Origin of the sequence: Mesobacillus jeotgali, from assembly GCF_031759225.1 — a bacterium.
Taxonomy (GTDB): domain Bacteria; phylum Bacillota; class Bacilli; order Bacillales; family Cytobacillaceae; genus Mesobacillus; species Mesobacillus jeotgali_B.
The window spans coordinates 2,709,549-2,733,484 of the sequence record NZ_CP134494.1; the positions used below are offsets into that span (position 1 = coordinate 2,709,549).

The 23,936-nt window shown below is 40.6% G+C and carries 26 protein-coding genes; 9 read left to right on the forward strand and 17 right to left on the reverse strand.

Annotated elements, in window-relative coordinates:
• The first annotated feature begins 137 nt into the window (after positions 1–137).
• On the forward strand, positions 138–917 hold the full coding sequence (locus RH061_RS13590; protein ID WP_311070894.1) for a hypothetical protein: 780 nt from the start codon (positions 138–140) through the stop codon (positions 915–917).
• A 78-nt stretch (positions 918–995) separates the two neighbouring features.
• Here the strand turns inward: RH061_RS13590 and RH061_RS13595 are convergent, their stop codons facing one another.
• The 7 genes from RH061_RS13595 to RH061_RS13625 form a co-directional block, all read right to left on the reverse strand.
• Positions 996–1,769, reverse strand: coding sequence for a 3D domain-containing protein (locus RH061_RS13595; RefSeq protein ID WP_311070896.1), 774 nt, complete (start codon positions 1,767–1,769; stop codon positions 996–998).
• A 350-nt stretch (positions 1,770–2,119) separates the two neighbouring features.
• Entirely contained in the window at positions 2,120–2,356 is a 237-nt protein-coding gene (locus tag RH061_RS13600; protein ID WP_311070899.1) for a DUF5348 domain-containing protein, read from the reverse strand.
• Entirely contained in the window at positions 2,353–3,153 is an 801-nt protein-coding gene (locus RH061_RS13605; protein WP_311070901.1) for an ExeA family protein, read from the reverse strand. The genes RH061_RS13600 and RH061_RS13605 overlap by 4 nt, the downstream gene beginning before the upstream one ends.
• On the reverse strand, positions 3,146–4,501 hold the full coding sequence (locus tag RH061_RS13610) for a DDE-type integrase/transposase/recombinase (RefSeq protein WP_311070902.1): 1,356 nt from the start codon (positions 4,499–4,501) through the stop codon (positions 3,146–3,148). Before RH061_RS13610 ends, RH061_RS13605 begins: the two co-directional genes overlap by 8 nt.
• Before the next feature lie 44 nt (positions 4,502–4,545).
• On the reverse strand, positions 4,546–5,076 hold the full coding sequence (locus RH061_RS13615) for a DUF6431 domain-containing protein (RefSeq protein WP_311070903.1): 531 nt from the start codon (positions 5,074–5,076) through the stop codon (positions 4,546–4,548).
• A gap of 336 nt (positions 5,077–5,412) precedes the next feature.
• Positions 5,413–7,518, reverse strand: a complete 2,106-nt coding sequence (gene fdhF / locus RH061_RS13620; RefSeq protein ID WP_311070904.1) for a formate dehydrogenase subunit alpha — start codon at positions 7,516–7,518, stop codon at positions 5,413–5,415.
• A gap of 411 nt (positions 7,519–7,929) precedes the next feature.
• Positions 7,930–10,089 carry a PAS domain S-box protein gene (locus RH061_RS13625; RefSeq protein ID WP_311070905.1) on the reverse strand — a complete coding sequence of 720 codons (2,160 nt, stop codon included), beginning with the start codon at positions 10,087–10,089 and terminating at the stop codon, positions 7,930–7,932.
• Between the two features lie 335 nt (positions 10,090–10,424).
• On the opposite strand from RH061_RS13625, the gene yhfH reads away from it, so the two are divergent.
• On the forward strand, positions 10,425–10,556 hold the full coding sequence (gene yhfH / locus RH061_RS13630; protein WP_167832475.1) for a protein YhfH: 132 nt from the start codon (positions 10,425–10,427) through the stop codon (positions 10,554–10,556).
• Positions 10,557–10,597: 41 nt separating this feature from the next.
• Here yhfH and RH061_RS13635 read toward each other — a convergent pair whose 3' ends face one another.
• Positions 10,598–10,879, reverse strand: coding sequence for a hypothetical protein (locus RH061_RS13635; RefSeq protein WP_311070908.1), 282 nt, complete (start codon positions 10,877–10,879; stop codon positions 10,598–10,600).
• Between the two features lie 118 nt (positions 10,880–10,997).
• Positions 10,998–11,207, reverse strand: a complete 210-nt coding sequence (locus RH061_RS13640; RefSeq protein WP_311070910.1) for a hypothetical protein — start codon at positions 11,205–11,207, stop codon at positions 10,998–11,000.
• A gap of 197 nt (positions 11,208–11,404) precedes the next feature.
• Between RH061_RS13640 and RH061_RS13645 the strand changes: the two genes are divergently transcribed.
• The 3 genes from RH061_RS13645 to RH061_RS13655 all read left to right on the forward strand — a co-directional run bounded on the left by RH061_RS13645 (position 11,405) and on the right by RH061_RS13655 (position 13,294).
• A complete protein-coding gene (locus RH061_RS13645; protein ID WP_311070911.1) occupies positions 11,405–11,575 on the forward strand; it encodes a hypothetical protein in 171 nt (56 codons plus the stop codon).
• Positions 11,576–11,675: 100 nt separating this feature from the next.
• Positions 11,676–11,924: a transcriptional regulator SplA domain-containing protein gene (locus tag RH061_RS13650; RefSeq protein ID WP_311070913.1), complete on the forward strand. Its 249-nt coding sequence runs from the start codon at positions 11,676–11,678 to the stop codon at positions 11,922–11,924.
• Between the two features lie 338 nt (positions 11,925–12,262).
• Positions 12,263–13,294 carry a class I SAM-dependent methyltransferase gene (locus tag RH061_RS13655; RefSeq protein ID WP_311070915.1) on the forward strand — a complete coding sequence of 344 codons (1,032 nt, stop codon included), beginning with the start codon at positions 12,263–12,265 and terminating at the stop codon, positions 13,292–13,294.
• A gap of 34 nt (positions 13,295–13,328) precedes the next feature.
• Here the strand turns inward: RH061_RS13655 and RH061_RS13660 are convergent, their stop codons facing one another.
• The 3 genes from RH061_RS13660 to RH061_RS13670 all read right to left on the reverse strand — a co-directional run bounded on the left by RH061_RS13660 (position 13,329) and on the right by RH061_RS13670 (position 15,034).
• Positions 13,329–13,487 carry a hypothetical protein gene (locus RH061_RS13660; RefSeq protein WP_311070917.1) on the reverse strand — a complete coding sequence of 53 codons (159 nt, stop codon included), beginning with the start codon at positions 13,485–13,487 and terminating at the stop codon, positions 13,329–13,331.
• Between the two features lie 20 nt (positions 13,488–13,507).
• Positions 13,508–13,711, reverse strand: a complete 204-nt coding sequence (locus RH061_RS13665; protein ID WP_311070918.1) for a YozQ family protein — start codon at positions 13,709–13,711, stop codon at positions 13,508–13,510.
• Between the two features lie 144 nt (positions 13,712–13,855).
• On the reverse strand, positions 13,856–15,034 hold the full coding sequence (locus RH061_RS13670) for an MFS transporter (RefSeq protein ID WP_311070919.1): 1,179 nt from the start codon (positions 15,032–15,034) through the stop codon (positions 13,856–13,858).
• 204 nt (positions 15,035–15,238) lie between these two features.
• On the opposite strand from RH061_RS13670, the gene RH061_RS13675 reads away from it, so the two are divergent.
• Positions 15,239–15,409, forward strand: a complete 171-nt coding sequence (locus tag RH061_RS13675) for a XapX domain-containing protein (RefSeq protein WP_311070921.1) — start codon at positions 15,239–15,241, stop codon at positions 15,407–15,409.
• Between the two features lie 174 nt (positions 15,410–15,583).
• On the opposite strand, the gene RH061_RS13680 is transcribed toward RH061_RS13675, so the two are convergent.
• Positions 15,584–16,420 (reverse strand): formate/nitrite transporter family protein, encoded by an 837-nt coding sequence (locus tag RH061_RS13680; RefSeq protein WP_311070923.1) that lies wholly within the window; start codon positions 16,418–16,420, stop codon positions 15,584–15,586.
• Between the two features lie 278 nt (positions 16,421–16,698).
• Positions 16,699–18,627, reverse strand: coding sequence for an endonuclease MutS2 (locus RH061_RS13685; RefSeq protein WP_311070925.1), 1,929 nt, complete (start codon positions 18,625–18,627; stop codon positions 16,699–16,701).
• Positions 18,628–19,136: 509 nt separating this feature from the next.
• Between RH061_RS13685 and RH061_RS13690 the strand changes: the two genes are divergently transcribed.
• Positions 19,137–19,799, forward strand: a complete 663-nt coding sequence (locus RH061_RS13690; protein ID WP_311076397.1) for a Crp/Fnr family transcriptional regulator — start codon at positions 19,137–19,139, stop codon at positions 19,797–19,799.
• A gap of 46 nt (positions 19,800–19,845) precedes the next feature.
• On the opposite strand, the gene RH061_RS13695 is transcribed toward RH061_RS13690, so the two are convergent.
• Entirely contained in the window at positions 19,846–20,532 is a 687-nt protein-coding gene (locus tag RH061_RS13695) for an LrgB family protein (protein ID WP_311076398.1), read from the reverse strand.
• The gene (locus tag RH061_RS13700; protein WP_311070926.1) at positions 20,507–20,905 is read right to left on the reverse strand and encodes a CidA/LrgA family protein; all 399 of its coding nucleotides are present in this window, start codon (positions 20,903–20,905) and stop codon (positions 20,507–20,509) included. Before RH061_RS13700 ends, RH061_RS13695 begins: the two co-directional genes overlap by 26 nt.
• Positions 20,906–21,094: 189 nt before the next feature.
• Here RH061_RS13700 and RH061_RS13705 point away from each other — a divergent pair, with 189 nt between their 5' ends.
• Positions 21,095–21,694 (forward strand): SCO family protein, encoded by a 600-nt coding sequence (locus tag RH061_RS13705; RefSeq protein WP_311070928.1) that lies wholly within the window; start codon positions 21,095–21,097, stop codon positions 21,692–21,694.
• Between the two features lie 135 nt (positions 21,695–21,829).
• Here RH061_RS13705 and RH061_RS13710 read toward each other — a convergent pair whose 3' ends face one another.
• Positions 21,830–21,967 (reverse strand): hypothetical protein, encoded by a 138-nt coding sequence (locus RH061_RS13710; protein WP_167832465.1) that lies wholly within the window; start codon positions 21,965–21,967, stop codon positions 21,830–21,832.
• A 303-nt stretch (positions 21,968–22,270) separates the two neighbouring features.
• On the opposite strand from RH061_RS13710, the gene RH061_RS13715 reads away from it, so the two are divergent.
• Entirely contained in the window at positions 22,271–23,890 is a 1,620-nt protein-coding gene (locus RH061_RS13715) for an ABC-F family ATP-binding cassette domain-containing protein (RefSeq protein WP_311070932.1), read from the forward strand.
• The last annotated feature ends 46 nt before the right edge of the window (positions 23,891–23,936 follow it).

The following is a 23,936-nucleotide window of genomic DNA, read 5'->3' on the forward strand; positions in this document are numbered from 1 at the left end:
TCTTTAGTGCAATTTTTATTAGCTTGCTGCAATCTGCTCCATTTAATAAAAGGTAATAAGTGTTATCTTTTCCGCCGGTACCACTTTTTCAGCAGAAGTCATAATATATATGACAACTTATTACAGGAGTGATGCCTATGCCTATATTCGTCAATGGATTTATTTCACCACAGGTTTTTAGTAATACGGACGAAGTCACAGAACAGAGTAACCAGGAGAAGTTCCGTCTCAATTATTTACAAGAAATACTGAATGAGCAGCAAAAGCTGAATGATGAATTGACAGGAAGCGTAACAAACTATAACCGTTCCCTGGAGGAAAGCAGAAAAGAACAAATCACTCAATTTCAAGAAATGGTTTCTTTGTTGGCGAAACAGGAGGATTTTTCAGAAAAAGTTATGGAAAACATCTCTGAGCAAAAGGAATCCACAACTGAAATCGATGATAAACTGATTAAACTCGAAAAGATGCACGAGCAATTTTCCAAGGACCTCGTGAATCGTGAACTGACGAGCGAAGTGATATTAAACCAGCTTGCCCATCAGCAAGCAATGATTCAGGATCTGAACCGGAAGCTTCTTGAATATGAAGATGTGACTGAAGCATTGGCTATACAGGCTAAAAAGCAGGAAGAATTGCAGGAGATGCTTTCAAAACATGCAGATTTACAAGGAATATTCCATGAAACAATCATGGAACGACTCGGAAAACAGGATGCTGCAGGAGAAACAATAAATGAACAACTTTCCGAAATCAAGACCTCTATTTCCCAGAAAGCTAACATAGTCCTTGAAAAAATCGAAGAACAATACTCCAGATTCACACAGTTTTTCTTAAGTCTTATCTTGCCCAATATCACTCAAAAGAAAGTTATCAATGGTAAAACGTTTAAAACGAAAGCGAAACAGGAAAAATAAAAAAACTACACCTCCAATTGTTAGGTAGGACTAACAATCGGGGTGCAGTTCAAAATTCCAATGCTTTCTAACAGCAATTTAATCCAAAATCGTCACTTTCACTTGTTTTCTTCCCCATTGAATTGCTTCATTTTGAGTTGGGATGAAGACATCGATTCGATTTCCTTTAATAGCTCCGCCAATGTCTTCTGCTGTAGCATAGCCATAGCCTTCAACATATACTTTTGATCCTAAAGGAATGACAGTTGGGTCAACGGCAATTACTTTTGCGTTAGGGTTAGCTTTCAAATCCACACCCGTCTTCGTAATTCCAGAGCAACCCGTACAATTCGCTGTATAAGCCGTAGCTTCAACAGTAATTTGGTTTGATGGTGCTGCAGGCTTTGTTGCAGCTGGTTTTGCTTCTGCCTGGCTTGCTGGAGCGGCTGTAGTCGTAGCTGCTGGTGTTGCGGCCGGCTTAACATCATTCGTTTTCTCAACTTTCATTTCAGCCGGCATATTTGTATAAACTGCCAGGCTCATCCCCGGATGGATTAAGTCAGATGATAATTTATTCCAGCCTTTAAGATCATTTACTGTAACACCATATGCCTTTGCAATACTCCAAAGCGTATCGCCTTTTCTGACTTGTGCATATTTAATAGGAGATACTTCTAGTAAGTCGTTTGGATGGATGATATCACTCTTTAAGTTATTCCATTTTTTAAGTGAATCTACTGTTACGCCGTATTCCTTAGAAATACCCCAAAGTGTATCTCCCTTATGTACGACGATTTCCTCTGCCTGTGCTTGAGTCCCGGCAGCTCCAGAAATTGCCGCTGCTGCAACCAAAGATAATAATGATTTTTTCATTTGTTTGCCTCCCATCGGCTAATTTTTATCACGTGAATTATCGTAACATAGAATTTCGGTACAAAAAGAACAGCCATATTTAAATTGGATTACGAGAATAACAGATTTATAACGAGAACATGTCATATTTACTGAATATTCAGTCTAAATGAAGCTTTCGTAGGAATAATTTCTAGTTAATTAGAAATTAATTCTATTGTTTTCTTGTAATACCATTTTTTTCTTAATGCTCCCCAGTTGTTAATGACGTTCTACAATGTCCAGAACTTGACGATGTTAATTGTCCTAAAACTGACGGAACTACTGTCCAAAATTGAAAGGGAAGCAGTTCACATGCTTCCCAAAAGTTTTTACAAATCAACTTGATAGGTCTCATTTTTCTTAAGATAGAATCTAACGTCATTTCGGCCGGTAAGAATATACCAATCTCTGCCCAGCTCCAGGCGGCAGGAAAGGGTCCGACCATTTCCTAGATGTAAATCAAACCATTCACCACATCGCATCTTATAGCCGGAGTTCTCTCCCCAAAACACAACCCAACAATCCAATTCTTCATTATAATTCATCTCTTTCCAGCGGGTTTTCATGAAAGTTCCCCCTGGATGACTTGCTTGATCATATGATCATCAATGATCCTTCGGCCATTTTGTGAACCATAGAGAAGACTATGTGTACAGAGCTTATTAATGAGCCTTGCGGCACCACCAGAGAAGCGATGAATCTCGTCAAGTGCTCCATCAGAGAATATTGGTTGATCAACACCGGCATATCGAAGGTGCCTAGAAACATATTCTTCAACCTGGGCACGGTCGAGATGTCCTAGCTGAAACTGGATATCGATTCTTTGGCGTATGGCTGCGTATGATTGGAGTCGAAGCCGATCCCATAATTCACTTTGACCGACCAGGATAAGCGCCATCGGGCTTTGCGAATCCATTTTGAAGTTCAGTAGGAAACGAACCTCTTCAAGCATTTCCCGGTCCAGAAGATGAGCTTCATCCACTACCACTACAGGTTGTAGCCCTCGTATGCCTTTCATTAATTCAATCTCACGATGAAGCTGCCGTTTTGCATCTCCTCGATAAAACTTCGCTTCAGAGCCTAACTGTTCCAAAAGACCTTTGTAAAAATGACGAGGCGTTAACTTAGAGTCGGACAGGTAAAGGATATGGAATTTCCCTTTATCCAATTTGTCCACAAACTTACGGATGGTTGTGGTCTTTCCAGTACCACTATCCCCACTCAGAACGGCAAAAAGCTGTCTTTCAGCTGTGTACTTCAGCCTACCAAGGATTTCTTGCACCATGGAGGAATCATACAATTGATCAGTCGGAAGATCTCTGGCGAAAGGAGTGTTGTCCATTTCATAGAATGCTTCAAACACGGGAATCTTCCTCCTTCCAAACGGCACGGAAGGTCACGGCAGGTTTCTGTTCGGTTAGGCGTTCCTGGTTCTTTCGTTCAGCTGCCTTTAATAGTCTTGAAGATTCTACACCCTGCACCTGCAGGTGCTCAGGTAATGCAGGACGCTTCCCAGCTCTTTCCCCAATGACAAGTTTCTTGGCTTTCCAAGGAGTATGATCCTCGAACTCAATGGTAAGCTCCTCGATATTCGCAGGATCATAAACCACCTCAACCTGTCGTCCAATGAAAGCCAGGCCGACCTCATATTTTTGATCCATGAAACTTATGCATCCTGATTTATCGACTTTCCTTGTTTCACAATGGAGGAATGCATTACTCAAGGTATCAGGATCGATGAACCTAATCGCTTTTTTATCTGAACGAAATGCCGTTTCCGGGCTGATTTTCTCCCCAAGTGCAGAATGAGGCTTATTCTGATAACACTCTGTGAGCCACACTTGGAAAAGCTCATTCAGACGATCAAGTGTATTGGGCTTTTCGATGACAGCCTCACTAATGAATGAATCTATGATTCTATTGAAGCGTTCAATTTTCCCTTTTGATTCAGCTGAGTACGGCCGTGTGTAAGTAAGGCGGGTGCCTATTTTTGAGCAGGTACGCGACATCCATTTGGTTCGATATTGCTTTCCATTATCAAAATAAACAGCCTCTGGAACACCATACTTCTGGATAGCCTGGCGGAAGGCATCCTCGATGATCCTTGAATCCAAGGTAGGATAGAAAGCTGCGTGAAGCACAAACCTGGTGGCGTCATCGATAAAGGCGACAAGATACACTTGTTTCTTTATTCCATTCGGACCAATCGGCAAGTAGGGACCATACTTGATATCTGACTGCCAGAGTTGGTTGCGATGTCGCTTCTGAAATCTTCTGGCAGCTACTCCTGTCTGGGAATAGAGTCGCATATGCCGGGTGCTGTAACCTTTTTCAGCGAGCTTTTCCTGGAGCGTTGATCTTTTGATCTGCCCTGGTTCAGCCAACCCTTCCCATTCGAGTATCTGTATGATTTGAGCCACGCTCCGGCTCGGCACTTCCTTACGCAGAAGGATTGCCTGTTCCAATAAATGAGGAGGGATAGCCTCAGACTTTCGAGCACCTTTTCTTCCTTGTGGCTTTAGTCCCCCAAACCCATCTTCCTGAAATTGAGCCAAATATCGCCTGATGGTTCTTTCTGAAAGACCGCTGGCCTTCGCTATCTGGTCTCTTAATTCCTTTACTTTCCCAGCGTCAAGCCCCTCTGCTAATAAAGGGGATATTAGCTGAAAACGATGCACTGCCAATTCTTCTGATTTCTTATGATCACTCATGATACACTCTCCTCTCTGTGTCTATCACGAGTGTAAATCAGGTGCTATTGGACAATGAATGCGGAACGGGTATGTATCCATAAATTAATATTTACGATGGGCCGGACAATTCTTGTCAGCCATCCATTGGCATCTCCTGCCAAGCGTCCTATCCTTTGAAGTGCGGTCCCTGAACATTTGGACGTGACATCCTGGGGGATATTTCCCTGGTTGGTCCTGATCATGATGGAATTCAAACAGCCAATCCAATAATCCACAAATTGATGAAACCAGCCGTGCCATCTCGAAAGAGTGGAATCATCGGCAGCAACAATATGGGCGGACGGGTTCGTAAGAACGTCTTCGATACATTCAGCCTCATAGCGTTTATAAGGAATCAATAAATCTGGAAGTTCATGATGGATGGTCTGACAATTGGTGCACTGCAATCTTCGGATGTTATATGTTTTACTCTGACCTGTATGATCCTTGGCTTTTCGATTCTTTGTACCTCTAACCAACATGTCTTTACCACAGCATGGGGAAGGAATCCTCCCCGCACCCCTAACTAAAAACTCCAGTATGAGTGTTTTCAATCAGCTGATAATCTGATACAATAACCATATACTTTTTGGTGGGACGTCTCCTGTATAACTGTTGGCGCAGTTATACATTTATGGGGGACGTCTTTTCCTTTCTCCAGAATAAATGTCGAAATGTTTCGAATTATATACGGACATTATAATCGACTAATTCTGGACAGGCAATACCGTCAACTTTCGGATAATTAATGGCGTCAAAAACACCCAGTCATGAAATTAAAAAAAATCGCTGCTCATGACAATAAACATTAGTCAGAATCAATATAGAAAGTTCTCAGGACATAAAAAAAGCTAAAACCCCTTTTGCGGGATTTTAGCTTTTTAGCTTTATTATGCAATGGTTTCGACTTTAACGGCACAAGCCTTAAATTCTGCAGTACCTGAAATTGGGTCATACTCATTCAGTGTCAGTACGTTCGTTGGCACCTCGGACCAGTGGAAACTCATAAAAACGAGACCTGGTACAACCTGTTCTGTTATTTTCGCCTTAACTTCAAGAGTACCACGACGTGAACTGACTCTTACGAGATCTCCATCATTAATACCCAGTCGACTTGCATCTTCCTGATGGATATCCAGGGTTTCTTCAGTTTGTTTGATTTTCACTCCTGCTGCATAGTGTCGAGTTTGGGTATGAGTATTATATGACTCATACCTCCTGCCAGTCGTCAGGGTGAATGGATATTGTTCATCAGGCTGTTCTAAAGGTGGCGTGAATTCTACTGGCACGAAACTCGAGCGTTTCTTAGTTTCTTTTTCAGCGTGGAATCTTTCGTGAAGTACTTTCGTGCCAGGGTGATTTTCATCAGGACATGGATAGTGAATTCCATACTCTTTTTCAAGGCGTGGATATGATATGCCTCCATACATCTCCCAGGCTAGTTCTCTTACTTCATTCCAGATCTCTTCACTGGAACTATACTCCATTTGATAGCCCATCCTTGTCGATAGTTCACACAATATCTCCCAATCTTCTTTCACTCCAGCTTGGGCAGCGACCGCAGTACGTACCCGCTGGACTCTCCTGTCTGTATTCGTGTATGTCCCATCAACTTCCCCCCATGATTTGGCAGGCAGTACAACATCCGCCATCTCGGCTGTCTCTGTCATGAAAATATCCTGGACGATGAGTAAATCAAGCTTTTCCAATAAGCTTCTTGTATGGTTCATATGAACATCTGCGACTAATGGATTTTCACCTATGCAATACAAGGCCCTGATATCACCTGTTTCAATTTTATCGAAGGTCCTTGTCTGGGTGTCACCGACTTTTTTGCTGATTTGCATATTCCATGCTTTCTCAAAACGTGCACGGTATTCGTCATTCAATAAGCTGACTGCTCCTGTAAGCTGGTTCGGCAAACATCCCATATCTCCGGCACCCTGGACATTATTCTGTCCCCTTAAAGGCATGATGCCAGAACCACTCTTGCCAATGTGGCCAGTAAGCAGAGCAAGATTAGCAATATCAAATACATTGTTCACTCCACAGTGGTGTTCAGTAATACCAAGTGTGTATGCAATCATAGACTTGCCGGCATTTGCGTATAGACGAGCAACCTCGATGATATCTTCTGCCGCCAAACCGGTGATTTCTGCTGAATATTCTGGTGTATAGCGTTCGACCTTTGACAGCAAGGCGTCGAAATCTTCAGTATGCTTGCCAATGAACTCCTGGTCATAGAGCTTTTCTTTGATGATAATTCGGATTATTGCGTTGATCAGCGCAATATCCGTTCCGACGTTAATTTGCAGATGCTTATGGGCAGACTTGACCATGTCAATTTTTCTTGGATCAATGACAATTATCTTCAGACCGCCCTTGGCAGCCTTTTTCATTCTATTTCCTATGATTGGATGTGCTTCAGTCGTGTTCGACCCCATAAGTAAAAGCACTTCTGCTTCATCAATATCTTCCAATGTGTTTGTCGGGAAACCGCTTCCAAAAACAGTCGCCAGACCGGCGACACTTGGAGCGTGTCAGGTTCGGTTACAGCCATCAATATTATTGCTTCTGATAGCAGTCCTCATGAACTTTTGTGTAATATAATTTGATTCATTGGTAGTCCTCGCGCATGCAAACATTGATATAGCATCTGGTCCAAAATCAGTTTTGATTTCAGATAATCGGCTTGCCATGTAAGTGTATGCTTCTTCCCATGTCGCCTTTACCAACTTCCCTGCTTTCCTGATCATTGGAGTTTTCAATCTTTTTTGGGCATGGACATATTGATAAGCAAAAGCACCTTTTACGCATGTCTGTCCTTTATTTACAGGTGCCTCCTTGTCTCCCCTGATTTTCACTATCGTATTATCTACTACATCTAATATTAAACCGCAGCCTGTTCCACAATAACCACAGACCGTCCTGACCTGGCTAATCGATGACATAGCTTCCCCTCCGGTAAATATTTTTAATAATTCCCTTAATTTCATAGTAGTCTAAATTTTCATTGCGATGTGAAAAAATCATCAATTTTTTTGTCATATTTCCAACATTTTATCGACAAATTCTGATATTTAGAGTGTAATAATAGTCCGTTGATTTCCGTTCCATGCGCTTCGCTTTCCGCGGGGCTGACGCTGAGCCTCCTCGTCGCCTTTGGCGCCTGCGGGGTCTCAGATACCCAGCTAAGCCCGCAGGACTTTGAATAGGCTTCTTCGAGTTCGCCCACACACGATGGAAATGCGTTAGCATTTTCGGAGGAGTCTACACGCCTTCGACTTCAATCAACTCGGTATTAATTTGGAAGATCACTCCCTAATACACAAACTTTTTTTATTAAATTCCACCTGAATAACATAATAAAAGAGGCGACCTTCTGAGTCAGCCTCTTTTAAAATGTACTATGCAGTTTTTGCCGGCAGCATAATTTTGAATGTTGTTCCTTTGTTTTGTTCGCTTTCGATATAAACCTTGCCATTGTGGCTTTCAATGATCTTGAAGCTTACCATCAGACCAAGTCCGTTTCCATTTTTCTTAGTGGTATAAAACGGTTCGCCAATTTTCTTAAGAGTTTCCGGCGGGATTCCTACACCTGTGTCCTTGATGGAAATGACAACATTATCATCTTGTATCTCTGTTCTCACTTTCAGATCTCCGCCATCCGGCATTGCTTCGATTCCATTTTTAATGAAATTCAAGAATACTTGCTTCAGACGGTTCTCATCGCACTCGATTTGGATAATTTCCTCTGTTGCATCAAAATCCAGCCTGACATTCCTTTTCCTAGCTTCGAATTTCAACATTGATACTACATTTTGGACAATCGGAATGATATTCTGTTCCTCAAGCTCGACAGCCTTTGGTTTGGCAAGAACCATGAACTCCTCGACTATATTATTGACTCTGTCAATTTCGTCAAGAATGATTTCTATAAACTCCTGGCGTTGTGGATCTGTTTCATCGAGCTGCAGGAATTCAGCATATCCTTTCATCGATGTCAGCGGATTCCTGATTTCATGGGCAACACCAGCAGCCAGCTGTCCGACAGCAGCAAGTTTATCCTGGCGGTGCAGCATCTCTTCTGACTTTTTCTTTTCAGTGATGTCATTTCGTATTGCCAGGTACTGATATGGCTTGCCATTTTCATTCAGGAAAGGAACAATCGTAGTAGCCACCCAGTAAAACGAACCATCCTTCGCCCTGTTCCGGATATCCCCTTTCCAAACCTGGCCAGTACCGATGGTTTTCCAAAGATTCTTAAAGAACTCCTTTGAATGCAATCCGGAATTCAATATGCTATGGTCATTACCAATCAGTTCTTCCCTGGTGTATTTAGAAATTTCACAGAATTTATCATTCACACTTTTGATAATCCCCTTCTCATCGGTAAAAGCCACGATGGAAGATTGATCAAGCGCAAAATTAATGTCACTGACTTCTTTCAGTGTTTCTTTCAGGCTTGCTTCCGCCTGTTTTCTTAGCGTAATATCAGAACGAATCGAGACATATTGATATGGCCGTCCCTTACTATTCAAGAAGGGTACTATTGTCGTATCGACCCAATAATAAGAACCATCCTTCTTCTTATTACGGATCTCCCCCTTCCAAACCTCACCGGAGCCAATTGTTTTCCACATTTGCTTAAAAAATTCCTTTGTATGCAAACCTGAATTCAAAATCGAGTGATTCTGGCCTAAAAGTTCACCCTCACTGTAGCCTGAGATTTCAATGAACTTTTCATTAACATAAGTAATATTACCTTTAGGGTCAGTTATTGCAACGATCGAAGATGAGTTTAGTGCATCGGTTATATCCTTTAAGTTCGTATCAGTAACTGCAAGCCTTTTGCTGATTAATGCACTTGAACCGATCAAACCAGCAAGGATGAGTACGGAAATAAAAACAATTAGATAGCTGATTAAGGACTCTGGTATTCCGGTCTGCTCAACGATACCGTTCTTCGTATTAATTGAGGATGCTCTTGTTAAAAGGAAATGTCCTTCAGCAATAGCAGCGGTTACGAAAAGAGCACTTAGCGGTTTAATCCACCCATGGTCTCCTTGAGTGAAGCCTTTCGAAAAGAACAGCATCCAAAAGGAAAAGTAAAATGACACGAATACAAGTATAAGAGCAATAATCAGGATCGATGGTTCATAACTGAAATCCAACCTCATTGAGTACATACCCAGGATATGGACAACCAGGACTGCAAGCATCATGAATAAACTTCCAGCAATCAAATTGCTCTTTTTCAACGTCTTGCCAGTCAGTGTATAAAACGCCATCGCTGTAAAAGAAATAACAAGGATAATGGATAATACGGTTATTGGAATTCGATACGAAACAGTGCCATTGATATTCATGGCAAGCATTCCAAAGAAGTTCATAACCCAAATCCCAATACCAAGTGAAAATGTCCCACCCAGAAACAGGAATCTTTTATTACGGTCTGAAGATTTAATAAGACTGAACAAATCAAGTGCTGTATAAGATGACATTACTGTCAATAAGATAGCTGCAAACAATAGTATTGGATTGAAGGATAATTCCGGATTATCCATTTAGGCATCATTCCCCATTTAAAGTTTCATCTCGATTGTATGTTAAAACAGGAAAGAATAAAAGGGTTTATTAAATATAATGTAATAAATTTGTCACTTTTATCTATTGACTTTTAAGACTATTGGTAATTACTGGTTTTGACTTCTTTCAGGCTTCCACAAAAAGAAATCAACCTTCCCTCCAAATGACTAATACCCTAACTCAATGATATGAACAAACACCTATTTTTTAATTTTTTCAAAAAAAGGCTACACAAATTATCAGATAATGTTTATACTGTACTATAACAGGTTAAATAAAATATAAATTGTACTATAAAAGGAGGAGTTTTAGAATGATGAGTCCGGTGGAATTTTTTCGTAACTTACCAAAAAAGGTGTGCCCTGAATGTGGTGAAGGCATGCAGGAACAAGCAGAATCATATTTAATGGAATGTGATCGTTGCTTATCGAAAAAAGAGGAGTAACCTAACAAGGCACCTTTCTTGAGAAAGGTGCCTTTTCAGATTTAAACAGAAGTATATTTACAAAGAAAAAGAAGCTCATATTCGAGCTTCTTTCTTAACATCTTAGGAGACCCAACCAGCATCAGCCCAAAACTTTTTTTGGAACTATTGAGTTGTATGATCCTCTTACTATAGCCGATGTGTGCTTGTTCCGCATTAAAGGTGCCATTTAAAAGGTTTCTCTCATACTGACCACCTTTACAAACACATTTTTCGGTATAATCACCGAGAGACTCATTATCCTCTATAGTGTTAGCTGTTTTTTCTTCAATTGTGTCATGCATCCCAACTGACCACTCGCTTTGAATGGCAACTGCTTACAAGGAGCGACGATCCTAAGACTGTTTCACCTGAAATTTGTTGACTTCCTTTTGAATCGGTGCCATTCCAAGTATCAATTGATTACCTTGATTCTCTTTTGGTAAGAAGCTTCTTTCCAGCGTACAAGTCTTTAGTAGGCTGAACATCTGCTTTTTCCCTTTTGAATTGCTCCATCGGAAGAACAACATCAATCTGGTTAACTTGCGAATAGGTATTGATCCCTGCAACTGGTGATGCTGACTTTTTGAAGATGAACTTGCAACACTTTAGGAATAACCAATTTTCGTTCACTACGGAACGAACACATTTGGTTGAGCCTCCTAAGATGTTAAATACTTTCTTTCTACACTTTTATTATACCACCACATCAGAATGTAAACCCTTACATTTGTGACGAATTAGTGTCTATTCCAAGAATTACGAACTAAATAATAGGCTGTATATCCTTTATCTCAATACAAAAACTACCCTTATCAGGGGGTGAAATAATGGACGCTGAAAAAGATGATTTGAAAAGAGAGAAAGATTCATTCAGTTCAACATATACTCCAAATCAACGATATGTGCCTGGCGGATCTGTTGATGAGCATCGCGATTTTGAAGCAGGAAATATCATCCTAACGGGTGATGAAATAAAACAGCAAAATGAGAATTTATAGATGGTTCTCTTCACCTGCCAATAAGGACTAGGAAATATGCTTTCCATGTGACAGATTTTCGTAAGTCCAAACACTGAAACTCTCGAAAGGGGATATTCAAATGGATGTAATCGACCCGAAAAACTTGAAGTTTGGTGATGAAGTATATGTCATTTACCGAAACCCGCATGTACCTTCTGTATCAAACATAAAAGCTGGCGAAATTGTCCAGCACCCGAAAGACCCTAATGCGTTTGCACTATTCCTGAATGAGACCCTGCATGTAATTGAGGATGATGATGCTCTCTTTGCTACACAGGATGCAGCGGAAAAAGCTTATTTTGAAGCAACGGATCCTTATCATTCTTAGGTATCGATCCTATTTTTTGAAGTTTTAACAACTTTTCTGAAGGGTAAAATTATTACGCAAGCCAATTCTTTCTAGGAGGGATGAAGATGAAGGTTATATCAGCATCTTCTAAGCTCGTCTTTGGCTCTGCACTCGAAGGAGGATTTGTCTATCTAAAGAAAGGCACCCTAACCCCCAAAAAAGTGATACGACGCGGAAAGCTTTAAATGAACAAATCCTCTTTCCAAAAAGCGCATCCACTAAAGGATGTGCTTTTTTGTAATTTCCAGCTATTTTAAAGGGTTTTATTCACCTTGACTCGAATTAAGTTAACAATAAATGGATTTGGGGTGATGTGTTTGCTTCAATTAGGTATGGAAACTGACATTCAGCTAAATGAAACCCGCTTGCAGCCTTCGCACAGAATGGATCTCAGGAATTTTTCCGAAAAGGACTACAATAAGTTTGTAAAACTGAATACCGTGAATGATTGGAGTCAGCTGCGTTGGAAAGATATAGGAAGACCATATGAGGTAACTTCCTTCGCTAAGGAAAAAAAAGATTGGGAAGAAGAACATCAACAAAGTCTTCCAGCGAACGTATCATGGCAAATGTTCAATAAATCATTCCACGAGTGGTTCGTCAAGGATGTTCCTGCTGAAATGGATATGTCGAAACGGAATTTCATGAAGAGCCTAAGTAATTTCAAGCTCGCAGAAACAAAGTCTGCATTAGGTGAACTGATCAGGATTCACCTTTGGAATTACGCACACAGGATTGAGGATGGGATCTGGGACCCGAGGGGCAAGCGCGCTTTATTCGAAGGATTGGATTTAATCAAGCCTAGAATCCTTTTTCTCGGAGCTGCCGAAGGATATGAAGCCATGCAGTTAAGTGCCATGTATCCTGGCGGCGAAATTGTGTTTGTGGATTATGACCCATTCTGTAAGGATACAAGGTTCAGGGATTTTCCTGATACCTATCCCTTTCTCGGAAGCAATCCTTCAACAGGAGGAAATAAAGTCTATCATAAAAAGGATTTTGAGACTGAGTACATTGTTGAAGATATTCGCAATCTTCCTTTTGGCCATGAATTTGACATCGTCCTAAGTGTCGGGTTGCTTGAGCACTTTCCGGATACTTTAAAAAGCGAAGTCGTGGATTGGCATAAGAGATTCCTAAAAACAGGCGGATATATCATCATGACAACACCGAGAGCTCAATTAAAATCCAAGCTGTACTATGAAATCATGGCCGATGTCATGAACCACACATACCGGGAACTGATGACCGTCGAGCAGATGGGACTCTATTTATACGAAAACGGATTGGATATCCTGAAACATGGTTTTATCAAGGTCCATAACGGGATCGTAGCCCGCCCCAGATAGAAACAGGCCCTTTTTTTACAAGGGCCTGCAATTTTCATAGATCCGATCTCTTGACCGGTTCTTCTTCGTTATTTGTCTGATTGCCAGTACTTGAAGTATAGCCTACTCGATAGACAAAGTCCTTCTTTTGCTTTAAGGCGTCCGGCATTTTGTATTGATCGCGATTTGACTGGAATTCACCTTTATGTGACACTTGGATCCCCTACTTCCTGTTTACTGATATCCTCTGTTGTTCAATTCTTCTTCTGCACCGGACGAACGTTCAATTTTCCCGCCGATTTGCCCTTCTACATAACTGTCGCTAGCCTGCTCATGTGTCATTGCAAGCCCATTCGAAAGTTCGTCATTTTTCTGATAATCCGATGTATCATATATACGCCCTGCAAGCTCGGTATTTTTACCCTTATTCTCTCTCATGGAAAGTCCCTCCTTTCGTACTTCATTTATTTTTTGAAATAAACGCTGAATCCATACTACAGTTTTATATCCTATTGAAAGAAATAACAAAGCCTGCCCTTCTATAATGGAGGACAGGCATTTGGGAATACTTCATAAAAGATCTTAGTTTGTAGTAATCTGTTTTGAATGACTTCTTTTTTCATCCTTTATTAACCAGACTGTCAGCAAAACTCCCATTAAGGTCAGCGAAGCAAAAAAGAGGTACACTCCATAAATATTGAATTCCTCAAAAACGATTCCGCCGAAGAATGTAAAAAACCAATTGCCCAAGCCATTGCCAACTGCAGAGTATATCGTCACTGCTGTAGCCGTAATATGCAGTGGAGTGATATCGCGGATATACTGCAAACCCGCAGGAATGAACAGTCCAAGCGAAAACCCCTGGATCACAGCCGATGCGTAAACCAATGATAAATCCGGCTCTGTAAAATAAAAAATCCACCTTATTAATGAAACAATCGCTGCAATAAAAGCGACCTGCAGCAGTCCTAGTCTACGGATCCAGCTTCCTGCAACCCTCATAAAGGGAATCTCAGATAACACCGCGATAAGAAAGGCGATTCCAATCCCTGTATAAGTACCACCCCTGTCTTCCACAAACAGGCTGAAGTAAAAGTTGTTGGCGAGATTTGGTCCGAAAATCATGAATGTTACTCCTAGAAAGATAAGAAACTTCTTCATCCGCATTAAATCCTTCATTCCTGAGAATAGTCCTGTTGGCCGACCTGAAGGTTCCTGAGGCATCTTTATTGAAATAGCTGCCGAAACCAATAAGGTCAGGAAGAAAGCGTAGAATATTACTTGGGGGTTCCATTCAGACAATCTGCCCATCTCAAAAACCGCAAGTCCAAAACCAAGTGAACCAAATAATCGGACATTCCCATAATTGACTCCCGTTTTACTTGTATATTTTAAGGAAATACTATCCGATAACGGGATGATAGCACTTTGAAAAATCGCCAGGGTCGTTGCGATGATCATGAACGAAACAAAACCATCAAAGAAAACATAACCCAAAGCAGCCATACCTGTTACGAATGTAGTTAATGTAAGCAGCGCATTATGGGAATTTTTCATGTCGGCGAGCATTCCCCAAAATGGCTGGAAGAAAATCATAATGACCGGACCAATCGACAGAATCAAACCAATCTGATATCCATTCAAGTTTTCAACTTCGCTTAAGTAAACACTTAACAAAGGAAATAAACTGCCTATACCAAAGAAGACAAAAAGATAAAAACCTTGCAATGTAAAGATATTGCGCTTAACGTGCCTGTCCATAAAAATCCTCCGTACACGAGTTATAGAGTTATATCTTACCACTATTTTAATATAAGAATAGATTATTTCGTTTTATGTAATATATAAGAATAAATAAAGCGTTTTCATTTTATCTTGGTCATGTTAAAATAATGTTGCTAATTGATCAGACGTCTGTTCACTATATCATTTATTAACCATTTTGCCATAAGAGGCGGTGAAAACATGAAAGAAATCATTTTAAGCTTAGTGGCTGGTGTAATAGTTGGGATTCTTTTTAAATTCCTGAAGCTGCCTCTTCCAGCACCTCCAGTTCTCGCAGGAGTCCTTGGAATCGTGGGAGTTTATTTAGGCGGGGTTGTTGGAGAGTGGATTTTGAATTCCTTTAAAGGTTGATCGTACCGCCTAAGCAAATAGCTCTATCATGAAACCCGCATTTAGGCATTTGCAATTTCTCTAAATGCCTAAAACTGAATGGAGCTATCAGATGCTATGATGAGCATGTTTTATTGAAATGATTAAATATAGCGATAACAAAAAAATCCACGGAAATCCGCGGATTTTTTTTAGTTACATACGTTTTAGTAAATTTTGTCCATACACTGATCGGGCTGCTGTTTGATTCTCCTCGTTTGCAACCCCTTTGGCATTCAGGTATACATAAAGAGTGCCGACAAAGAAAGCGCCGCCTATTATATTTCCCAATGTTACAGGCACCAGATTATACACGCTGCCGGCCATACTGATGGTTTCAGGATGCGGCACGAGAAGCGCGACCGAAAAGAGTACCATGTTTGCGACACTGTGCTCGAAACCTGACACCACAAAAGCAAAGACCAAAAGCATTGTGACTCCTATTTTTGCTCCATCTCCTTTAATACTGAATGGAACCCACACAGCAAGGCAAACCAGCCAATTGCAAAGGATTGCTCGAAAGAACAGTTGATAAGCCGGGGTGTTCATTTTCATGCTCACAGTTTCCATCATATATTGAGTTTTTTCTGGCGACATAAAGAGTCCCGACAGCATGATTAGAACTCCAAAAAACAATGCTCCCAATAGGTTTCCTGAATAACATGCAATCCAGTTTTCAATGGTATCTTTCCACGTCGTTGCCTTCTTCAAAGAACTGATCGTCATCATCATTGTGTTGCTTGTGAACAATTCTCCCCCGCCATACAAAATCAAGACCAGTGCCAAACCGAAAAAAATCGAACTTGCGATAGGTGTTGCAGCTGAGTGAGCATCAGAAAAATATTCACCCAACCGATAAGAGACTATAATGCCGAAGCCGATATAAACACCAGCCAGCGCTGCACGCAAGAGGTACTTCCCCTTTGATTGCATGAGGTATTTCTTCTTTTTTAATGCAGTGGAGATGGCAATTTCGATTGGTTGTTCACTCATTGTTAAGACTCCTCTATTTGTGAATAAAGTCACATTTTTTACTGTTAGATTCATCTTAAACCTCAACTCTAAGTTTGTTAATAGATAACCCCATGAACTGTTTATGTCCATTTTCGAAGCGTTTACATCCCTATTCCTAAGCGTTTTTATTAGGAACTTGGTTGGAACCGAATAATATATAGGGGAAATCACTCAAGATATCACATAGAATTCGGACAAATTCGGACAAAAGAGCCTTTTTTAAAGGCTCTCCATACAGACATAACTAAAAAATAGAACTAGATATCTTCTCGTATAATACTTTCTTCAATATGTTTTTTCTCCATCCTGTTCAATAGCTTTCGATGCTCTTTGGACTCAAATATAATACTGAAATCATAGTCTTCCGGATAAAGTTCTGAAGCAGGCAGATTCAGTTTAAGCCGTTTATAATTCACTTCGATCTTACGCTCCCTGATCTGGACTAGATAATTCCCTTGACTGTCCGGTCCCTTGAAAATCACTCCCAGATCCCCTGTGCTTAATACATGCACACTATCCCCCATCTCAAACACTTTCACTGGCTTCTTCGAGGCTTTGAATGACTTCTGTCTTTTGTGCCTGTTTGCGGTGATTTGCTGTTCTCTTTCTTTCAATGCAGCAGGGTCATCCACAAATAACGATGTGTAATCTTTATCCGTTTTATAGGTTATATGATGGGCCCGTTCCAGCAACTTTGGATGGATGCCTAATTTCAGCGCAATGGCAAAAGCCTGGCTGTCCCCCCCTTTTCCTATTCGCAGACGGTAAGTAGGCTTAAGAGTTTCGAGATTGAATTCCATTGAACCATTCATGAAATCCTCATGATGATCCGCGAAATCTTTAATCTCGCTGTAATGGGTTGTGGCAAATATAGTTGCCCCTTTATTGTTCAAGTTCTCAAGGATGGCTGTTGCTAGGCCCATCCCTTCTCCTGGATCAGTTCCTGAACCAAGTTCATCAAGAAGGACAAGCGTCTTGTCATTGGCTTCCTTCAATATTTCTATAATATTTACAATCCTAGAACTAAAGGTGCTGAGGTTTTGCTCAATGCTTTGTCCGTCGCCTATATCGACTAGCACTTTATGAAAGATTCCCGCGGCACTCTCCTCACCAACCGGCAAAAGCAATCCGCTTTGCGCCATTAATATCAGCAATCCTGCTATCTTGATTGACACAGTTTTTCCGCCTGTATTTGGTCCAGTAATGACGAGCGCATGATAATCTGTTCCAATTTCAATCCTTAACGGAACCGCTTTTTCTCCAAGCAACGGATGGCGTGCTTCATTAAATACAATGACTGGGTCATCATGAATTTTAACTTTCTTCCCATCAATTGACCTGCAATATTTCGCTTTTGCAAACAGAAAGTCATAATGAGCCATTGTTTCCATAGCCATTCGGATTTCCTTCTCTTTTTCCTCTGCCAGGCCAGTCAAGTGAAACAGCACTTTTTCCACTTCTGCCTGTTCTTCTAAAAAGAGCCACTCCATTTGATCCTGGAAGAAGCCAATTTCTTCAGGTTCCACAAAAAGAGTGGAGCCCGATGCTGAAGTATCAAGGACCGAACCTCTTACTTTCCCTCGATATTCCTTTTTTACAGGAACAACATACCTGCCATTTCTTTGACTGATAACAGCTTCTTGAAGATATGGTTTTATTTTTGCGGATTTCAACAGTTGGTTAAGCTTTTCCTTCAATCGTTCTTCCTGGATGCCAATTTGTTTCCGAACCTTTAATAGTTCCTTAGATGCATAATCATCAATTTGTCCGTTCCTGATACATCTTTGAATTTCTGCGGCTAGTTCGGGAAGCTCTTCGATCCCATACACATAAGCAGACACTCTTGGAGCGACAAACTCTTTATCCTTCATGAAACGGCGGATCTTATTGCAGGTTTCCAGGAAAGAAAGCAGGAGCACAAGTTGCTCCGCCCGAAGCGGGACTCCTTTATAAAATCCTTTAAGAATCATTTCCATACCTTCGAGACCGTGGATGGGGACACTGGAACTGATTTTCAGGATTTCAATCGCTTCATAAACTTCCTCTTGCCACGATTCAATCTGCTTCTGATTCGTGGACGGCTGCATTTCCCGTGTTTTCACACGGCCTGATTGTGTCAAAGCAAAGCCGGCTATCTCTTCCCTGATTTTATCGTAACCAAGAACCGTAAAAGTTTGTTCGTTCAATTTCTTTACCTCCTTAGAATATAAAAAAACCGCTATGGAACAAGTCCACAGCGGCTTAAAAATGCCTCGCAGCCATTGCTGCAGGCAAACCTCTCCATAAGAAAAAGCTGTGTACAAGGACACAGCTTATGCTCACGGATATCAAGCATGCTTTACTATGTTCATTGTTCTTAACATTCAATCCAGTGCATATTTAAATAAACCTATATCAGGCCTATAATAAATCCGGATTGACCGTATGAAATTAACGGTTAGTTAAGAACGACACCTAACATAAAACATACTCCCTATTGAAAAATTTTTCTTCTATTATAGATTACTTCGTTTATATACAATTAGTCAACCACATTTATCCAATTAATATAAAAAACACTTGCCCTAAAAGATTGTTCACATTTTCTCTATTGACCTCTTGTTTATATTTCATATTAAATTAGGTATAAATAACGAACGGAAAAGGTGGAGATTGTGTGGCCAGCCAGGATAATCCAAATAACTTAACTTATGAGATGAGCGAACTAATAAAAGCATCAGAAAGGATCATCAAGATCAAGAAAGGTACTTTTTTATTCCGCGAGGGGCAGGAAGCCAAGGAAATGTTTGTTATTCTGTCCGGCAAGGTACAAATCTCTAAAATGAACGCCGAAGGGAAAGAATTGTATTTAAGATTATGTAAAAAAAACGATATTGTAGGTGAGCTAACCCTTTTTACAGCTGGACCACGGTATTTATTCAACGCACGAGTGGTGGAAGATGGTGAAGCAGCAGCTGTTAATATTGAAAACCTGGAACAAACATTGTTCAATAACAGCCAGCTCGCGTATCAATTTCTTAAGTGGATGAATGACCATATACGGAGAACAATCACTAAATTCCGCGACCTTGTCTTGAACGGCAAAAAAGGAGCTTTGTATTCGACTCTCATCAGGCTGAGCAATAGTTATGGCACAGAACAGCAGGACGGCATACACATTAATGTGCCAATCACGAATCAGGATTTAGCAAACTACTGCGGAACCGCCAGAGAAAGCGTCAGCCGCATGCTCGGGGAACTGCGGGATCAAGGGATCATCTCCATACACAAGAAGAGGATCATCATCCATAACCTGGACTACTTAAAACAACAGATCGACTGTGAGAATTGTCCGGTCGAGTACTGCAATATAGAATAAATACGAAAAAGGAAACCAGTGAAGGTCTCCTTTTTCATACGCTTCTTTACAAAAACACAGGGAGAATGATCGGCAGGAACAACGAAGTGATTATTGCAGCCATTCCCATTGCTGCCCCTGAAACTGCGCCCTGCAGTTCTCCTTCCCTGGCGGCTTCTGCTGTCCCTATTCCGTGAGCAATGGTGCCGATTGCCAACCCTCTTGAAAAAGGGTCTCGGATTTTCATGGAATTCATAAGAAATGGGCCAATCATCGCCCCAAGCATGCCTGTAATCATGACGAACGCAGCGACCAGAATCGAGTCTGCCCCGATGATCCTGGCAACCTCGGAAGCTACAGGTATTGTAATAGACTTGATTGTCAAAGAAACGAGTATCAAATCCGACAAATCAAGCAAATACGCGATGAACACAGCTGAGAGTATGGTCGAGACAATTCCTGCGACAAGACCGGACAGAGCGGGAACTGCATAGGCAGAGATGATTTTTCTTTGGCGATATAATGGGACCGCTAAAGCTACTGTAGCAGGCCCAAGAAAATAGGTCATAATCTCACTTGCAGGTTCATATTCCTTATAAGATATGTTCAGCAACAGCAATACGGCAATGACAATCACTGTACTCAAAAATACCGGGGAAGTTAATGGGGACGGATATTTGCCTGCAGCCTTCCTGGCGAAAAGGTACGCAAGCAGAGTTATGAGTATACTAAAAATCGTGAGCAGAGTCTCCAGTTTCCTTCCCCTCCTTTCGCTTTATCAGTACATTTGAAGTGCCCCCCGCAAACACCATGCCTACAATAGCACTCAATACTAAAATAACCGCAAGTTGAATCCCTTTTTCGGCAATCAATCCCCCGAGAGTCATCAATCCAACTGAAATCGGCACAAAAAAGAACGATAGATGCTTGACGAGAAAATCCGCTGCACCCTCAAACCATTCAAGCCGGACTACTCTTGTCCATAACAGCACGAAAAGAAGGATCATTCCCAAGACATTCCCTGGGATGCGTAGGTTTAATAATTCTACAATAAAAAAACCAGCTTTATTAATCAGGATCAATCCTATGATCTGTAAAATAAATTTTATAAGTTTATCAGCTTTCAAGTCTTATTCCCCTTTTTAATCCCATGAACATTGAAAATGTTTTTACACTTCATTATAAATCTCATTTATTTTATTTCAAGAATATTCACTTAACATTTTCTTAAAAAAGACTTATTAAACATAGTTCACACAATGTCCATATGATTTTCCTTATATTTTTTATATCTTTATAAGGGGGAGGATTGTGTAATGAAAAAAATATATCTTATCAGTTCACTTATTATTTTAATAGGAATTACATCTGGAATTTCATATTTTCTAGTCAGGGATGCAAATGCACAGATACCAGAGGACATTACGCTCGTAACCATGGATGAGGGACAATATACTTTTGGAGAAGAAAAAGAAACCATCAAATTGGTGGAATTTATTTATACCCATTGTCCTGACATCTGTCCGACGACAACTCAAAAGATGAACCTGCTGCGAAAAGACTTAATAAAAGAAGGTGTTTACGGTAAGGATGTTCAATTTGTAACTATTACAATTGATCCGTATCGAGATACCCCTGAAGTCCTCAGGAAGTATATGGACAACTTCGGACTCGAAAATGATGGTAACTGGATTTTCTTGACTGGTGATCAGGGCGACACACTGGCGGAACAAAAGAAAATTAAACAAGTTGCCGATACATTCCAATTCCAATATCGTGATCCAGGTAACGGGTTCTATGTCCACAGTACATTTACTTATCTGATCGATGAAAACAACAAATTCATAAAAAAATTCCCTATGGGTGAAGACTTCAATAAAGATGAAGTGTTCAAGAAAATAATGGAAGAAATATAAAGAATAGACCACCAAAAAAACGGCTGAAAACCGTTTTTTTGGTGGTCTATTTACCTTCTTGAGTTTACTCACCCTTATTACTGTCTTTTATTGCTTAGACGAAGGAAACTTTGTAATGAAAAGCCTGTCTATCTCTTAATGTGAATTCACTGTGGTGGGATGTTTCTCTGTTTTTTTCAGGGAGAAAAATTCTGATTTTGGCTTAGTGAAGCTGACTTTTATCCCTGATTCTTTTAGACGGTTAACAAAATCAACCAGCTGCTTTTTAGCCATTTTCAAAAACTCCTTTTACCATCTTTGTCTAGTTTTATTTTACATGAAAAATATGAAATATGTGTGAAAATGAGCAAAAAAATTGACACCGACAATCAAAAAAATTCACTAATTTCCCAATAGACACTTCGTCGACATTATGATAACCCGAATCCAACGAACTCATTAATTACTACTCTCGCCTTTTCCCATTTTATTCCCTTTAGAAACACCAATACGCAAAAAAATGTTTTATACATTCGCTCATAGCATTTAAACATGTTATAATCTTTGGGATATATATTATTGGAGGCTACTAAATAAATGATTACAGTTCAAAATGTAGGCTTGAGATATGGTGACCGCAAGCTTTTTGAAGACGTTAATATTAAGTTCACACCGGGAAATTGCTATGGCCTGATCGGTGCTAATGGAGCAGGCAAATCGACTTTCCTTAAAATTTTATCTGGTGAAATCGAAGCGCAAACAGGCAATGTATCGATGACACCTGGTGAGCGGATGGCAGTATTGAAGCAGAACCACTTTGAATATGAAGATGTGGAAGTGCTGAAAGTCGTCATCATGGGACATGCCCGTTTATATGAAGTGATGCAGGAAAAAGATGCGATTTACATGAAGGCTGACTTCACTGATGAAGACGGTATGAAGGCCGCTGAGCTTGAAGGTGAGTTTGCTGAGCTTAATGGCTGGGAAGCAGAATCTGAAGCAGCGATTCTTCTTAAAGGTCTAGGGATTGGCGAGGAGCTTCATGATAAGAAAATGGCTGATATCGGCGGTGGAGAAAAAGTAAAAGTGCTTCTTGCACAGGCACTATTCGGCAAGCCGGATGTTCTCCTTCTTGATGAACCTACAAACCATCTTGATATCGCTGCGATACAATGGCTCGAAGAATTCTTGATCAACTTCGAGAACACAGTTATTGTTGTATCCCACGACCGTCATTTCTTGAATAAAGTTTGTACCCATATTGCTGACCTGGACTTTGGTAAAATCCAACTTTATGTAGGGAACTATGATTTCTGGTATGAATCAAGCCAGCTGGCATTGAAAATGCAGTCGGATACAAACAGGAAAAAAGAAGAGAAAATAAAGGAATTACAAGCGTTCATTGCGCGATTCAGTGCAAACGCATCTAAATCCAAGCAGGCTACTTCCCGTAAAAAGCTGCTTGATAAAATCTCTTTGGATGATATTAAACCATCATCACGCAAATATCCTTACGTTGGTTTTACTCCTGACCGCGAAATCGGCAACGACCTATTGAGAGTGGACGGAATTACAAAAACGATTGATGGAGTAAAGGTATTGGATAATATCAGCTTCATCATGAATAAAGATGACAAAATCGCGCTCGTTGGAAAAAATGAAATCGCGATTACGACATTGTTCAAGATTCTTACTGGTGAAATGGAGCCTGATAGCGGGACATTCAAATGGGGTGTAACGACTTCCCAGGCTTACTTCCCTAAAGACAACTCTGAATTCTTTGAAGGATGCGACCTTACACTGGTAGACTGGCTCCGCCAATTCTCTCCAAAGGATGATAGCGAAAGCTTCCTCCGTGGTTTCCTTGGACGTATGCTGTTCTCTGGTGAAGAAGTCCTTAAGAAAGCAAGTGTCCTTTCCGGAGGAGAAAAAGTTCGTTGTATGCTGTCAAAAATGATGCTATCAGGTGCAAATGTGCTTCTATTGGATGAGCCAACAAACCACCTGGATCTTGAATCGATTACGGCATTGAACAATGGCATGATCAATTTTAAAGGGTCAATGATCTTTTCATCACATGACCACCAGTTCGTTCAAACTGTGGCAAACAGAATTATGGAGATTACTCCTTCTGGGTTAATTGATAAACAGATGACTTATGATGAATACCTTGAAAATGAAGAGCTCCAAAAACAAATTGCTGAAATGTATGCTTAAACATCAAAACCCTCGGATACTCTCCGAGGGTTTTACTTTTGCCTTT

Excerpts from the sequence above, each read along its gene's own strand:
- RH061_RS13590 (WP_311070894.1), top strand. The coding sequence starts at position 138 with ATGCCTATATTCGTCAATGGATTTATTTCACCACAGGTTTTTAGTAAT.
- RH061_RS13595 (WP_311070896.1), bottom strand. The coding sequence starts at position 1,769 with ATGAAAAAATCATTATTATCTTTGGTTGCAGCAGCGGCAATTTCTGGA.
- RH061_RS13600 (WP_311070899.1), bottom strand. The coding sequence starts at position 2,356 with ATGAAAACCCGCTGGAAAGAGATGAATTATAATGAAGAATTGGATTGT.
- RH061_RS13610 (WP_311070902.1), bottom strand. The coding sequence starts at position 4,501 with ATGAGTGATCATAAGAAATCAGAAGAATTGGCAGTGCATCGTTTTCAG.
- RH061_RS13625 (WP_311070905.1), bottom strand. The coding sequence starts at position 10,089 with ATGGATAATCCGGAATTATCCTTCAATCCAATACTATTGTTTGCAGCT.
- yhfH (WP_167832475.1), top strand. The coding sequence starts at position 10,425 with ATGATGAGTCCGGTGGAATTTTTTCGTAACTTACCAAAAAAGGTGTGC.
- RH061_RS13635 (WP_311070908.1), bottom strand. The coding sequence starts at position 10,879 with ATGCATGACACAATTGAAGAAAAAACAGCTAACACTATAGAGGATAAT.
- RH061_RS13645 (WP_311070911.1), top strand. The coding sequence starts at position 11,405 with ATGGACGCTGAAAAAGATGATTTGAAAAGAGAGAAAGATTCATTCAGT.
- RH061_RS13650 (WP_311070913.1), top strand. The coding sequence starts at position 11,676 with ATGGATGTAATCGACCCGAAAAACTTGAAGTTTGGTGATGAAGTATAT.
- RH061_RS13665 (WP_311070918.1), bottom strand. The coding sequence starts at position 13,711 with ATGAGAGAGAATAAGGGTAAAAATACCGAGCTTGCAGGGCGTATATAT.
- RH061_RS13670 (WP_311070919.1), bottom strand. The coding sequence starts at position 15,034 with ATGGACAGGCACGTTAAGCGCAATATCTTTACATTGCAAGGTTTTTAT.
- RH061_RS13675 (WP_311070921.1), top strand. The coding sequence starts at position 15,239 with ATGAAAGAAATCATTTTAAGCTTAGTGGCTGGTGTAATAGTTGGGATT.
- RH061_RS13680 (WP_311070923.1), bottom strand. The coding sequence starts at position 16,420 with ATGAGTGAACAACCAATCGAAATTGCCATCTCCACTGCATTAAAAAAG.
- RH061_RS13690 (WP_311076397.1), top strand. The coding sequence starts at position 19,137 with ATGAGCGAACTAATAAAAGCATCAGAAAGGATCATCAAGATCAAGAAA.
- RH061_RS13705 (WP_311070928.1), top strand. The coding sequence starts at position 21,095 with ATGAAAAAAATATATCTTATCAGTTCACTTATTATTTTAATAGGAATT.
- RH061_RS13710 (WP_167832465.1), bottom strand. The coding sequence starts at position 21,967 with ATGGCTAAAAAGCAGCTGGTTGATTTTGTTAACCGTCTAAAAGAATCA.
- RH061_RS13715 (WP_311070932.1), top strand. The coding sequence starts at position 22,271 with ATGATTACAGTTCAAAATGTAGGCTTGAGATATGGTGACCGCAAGCTT.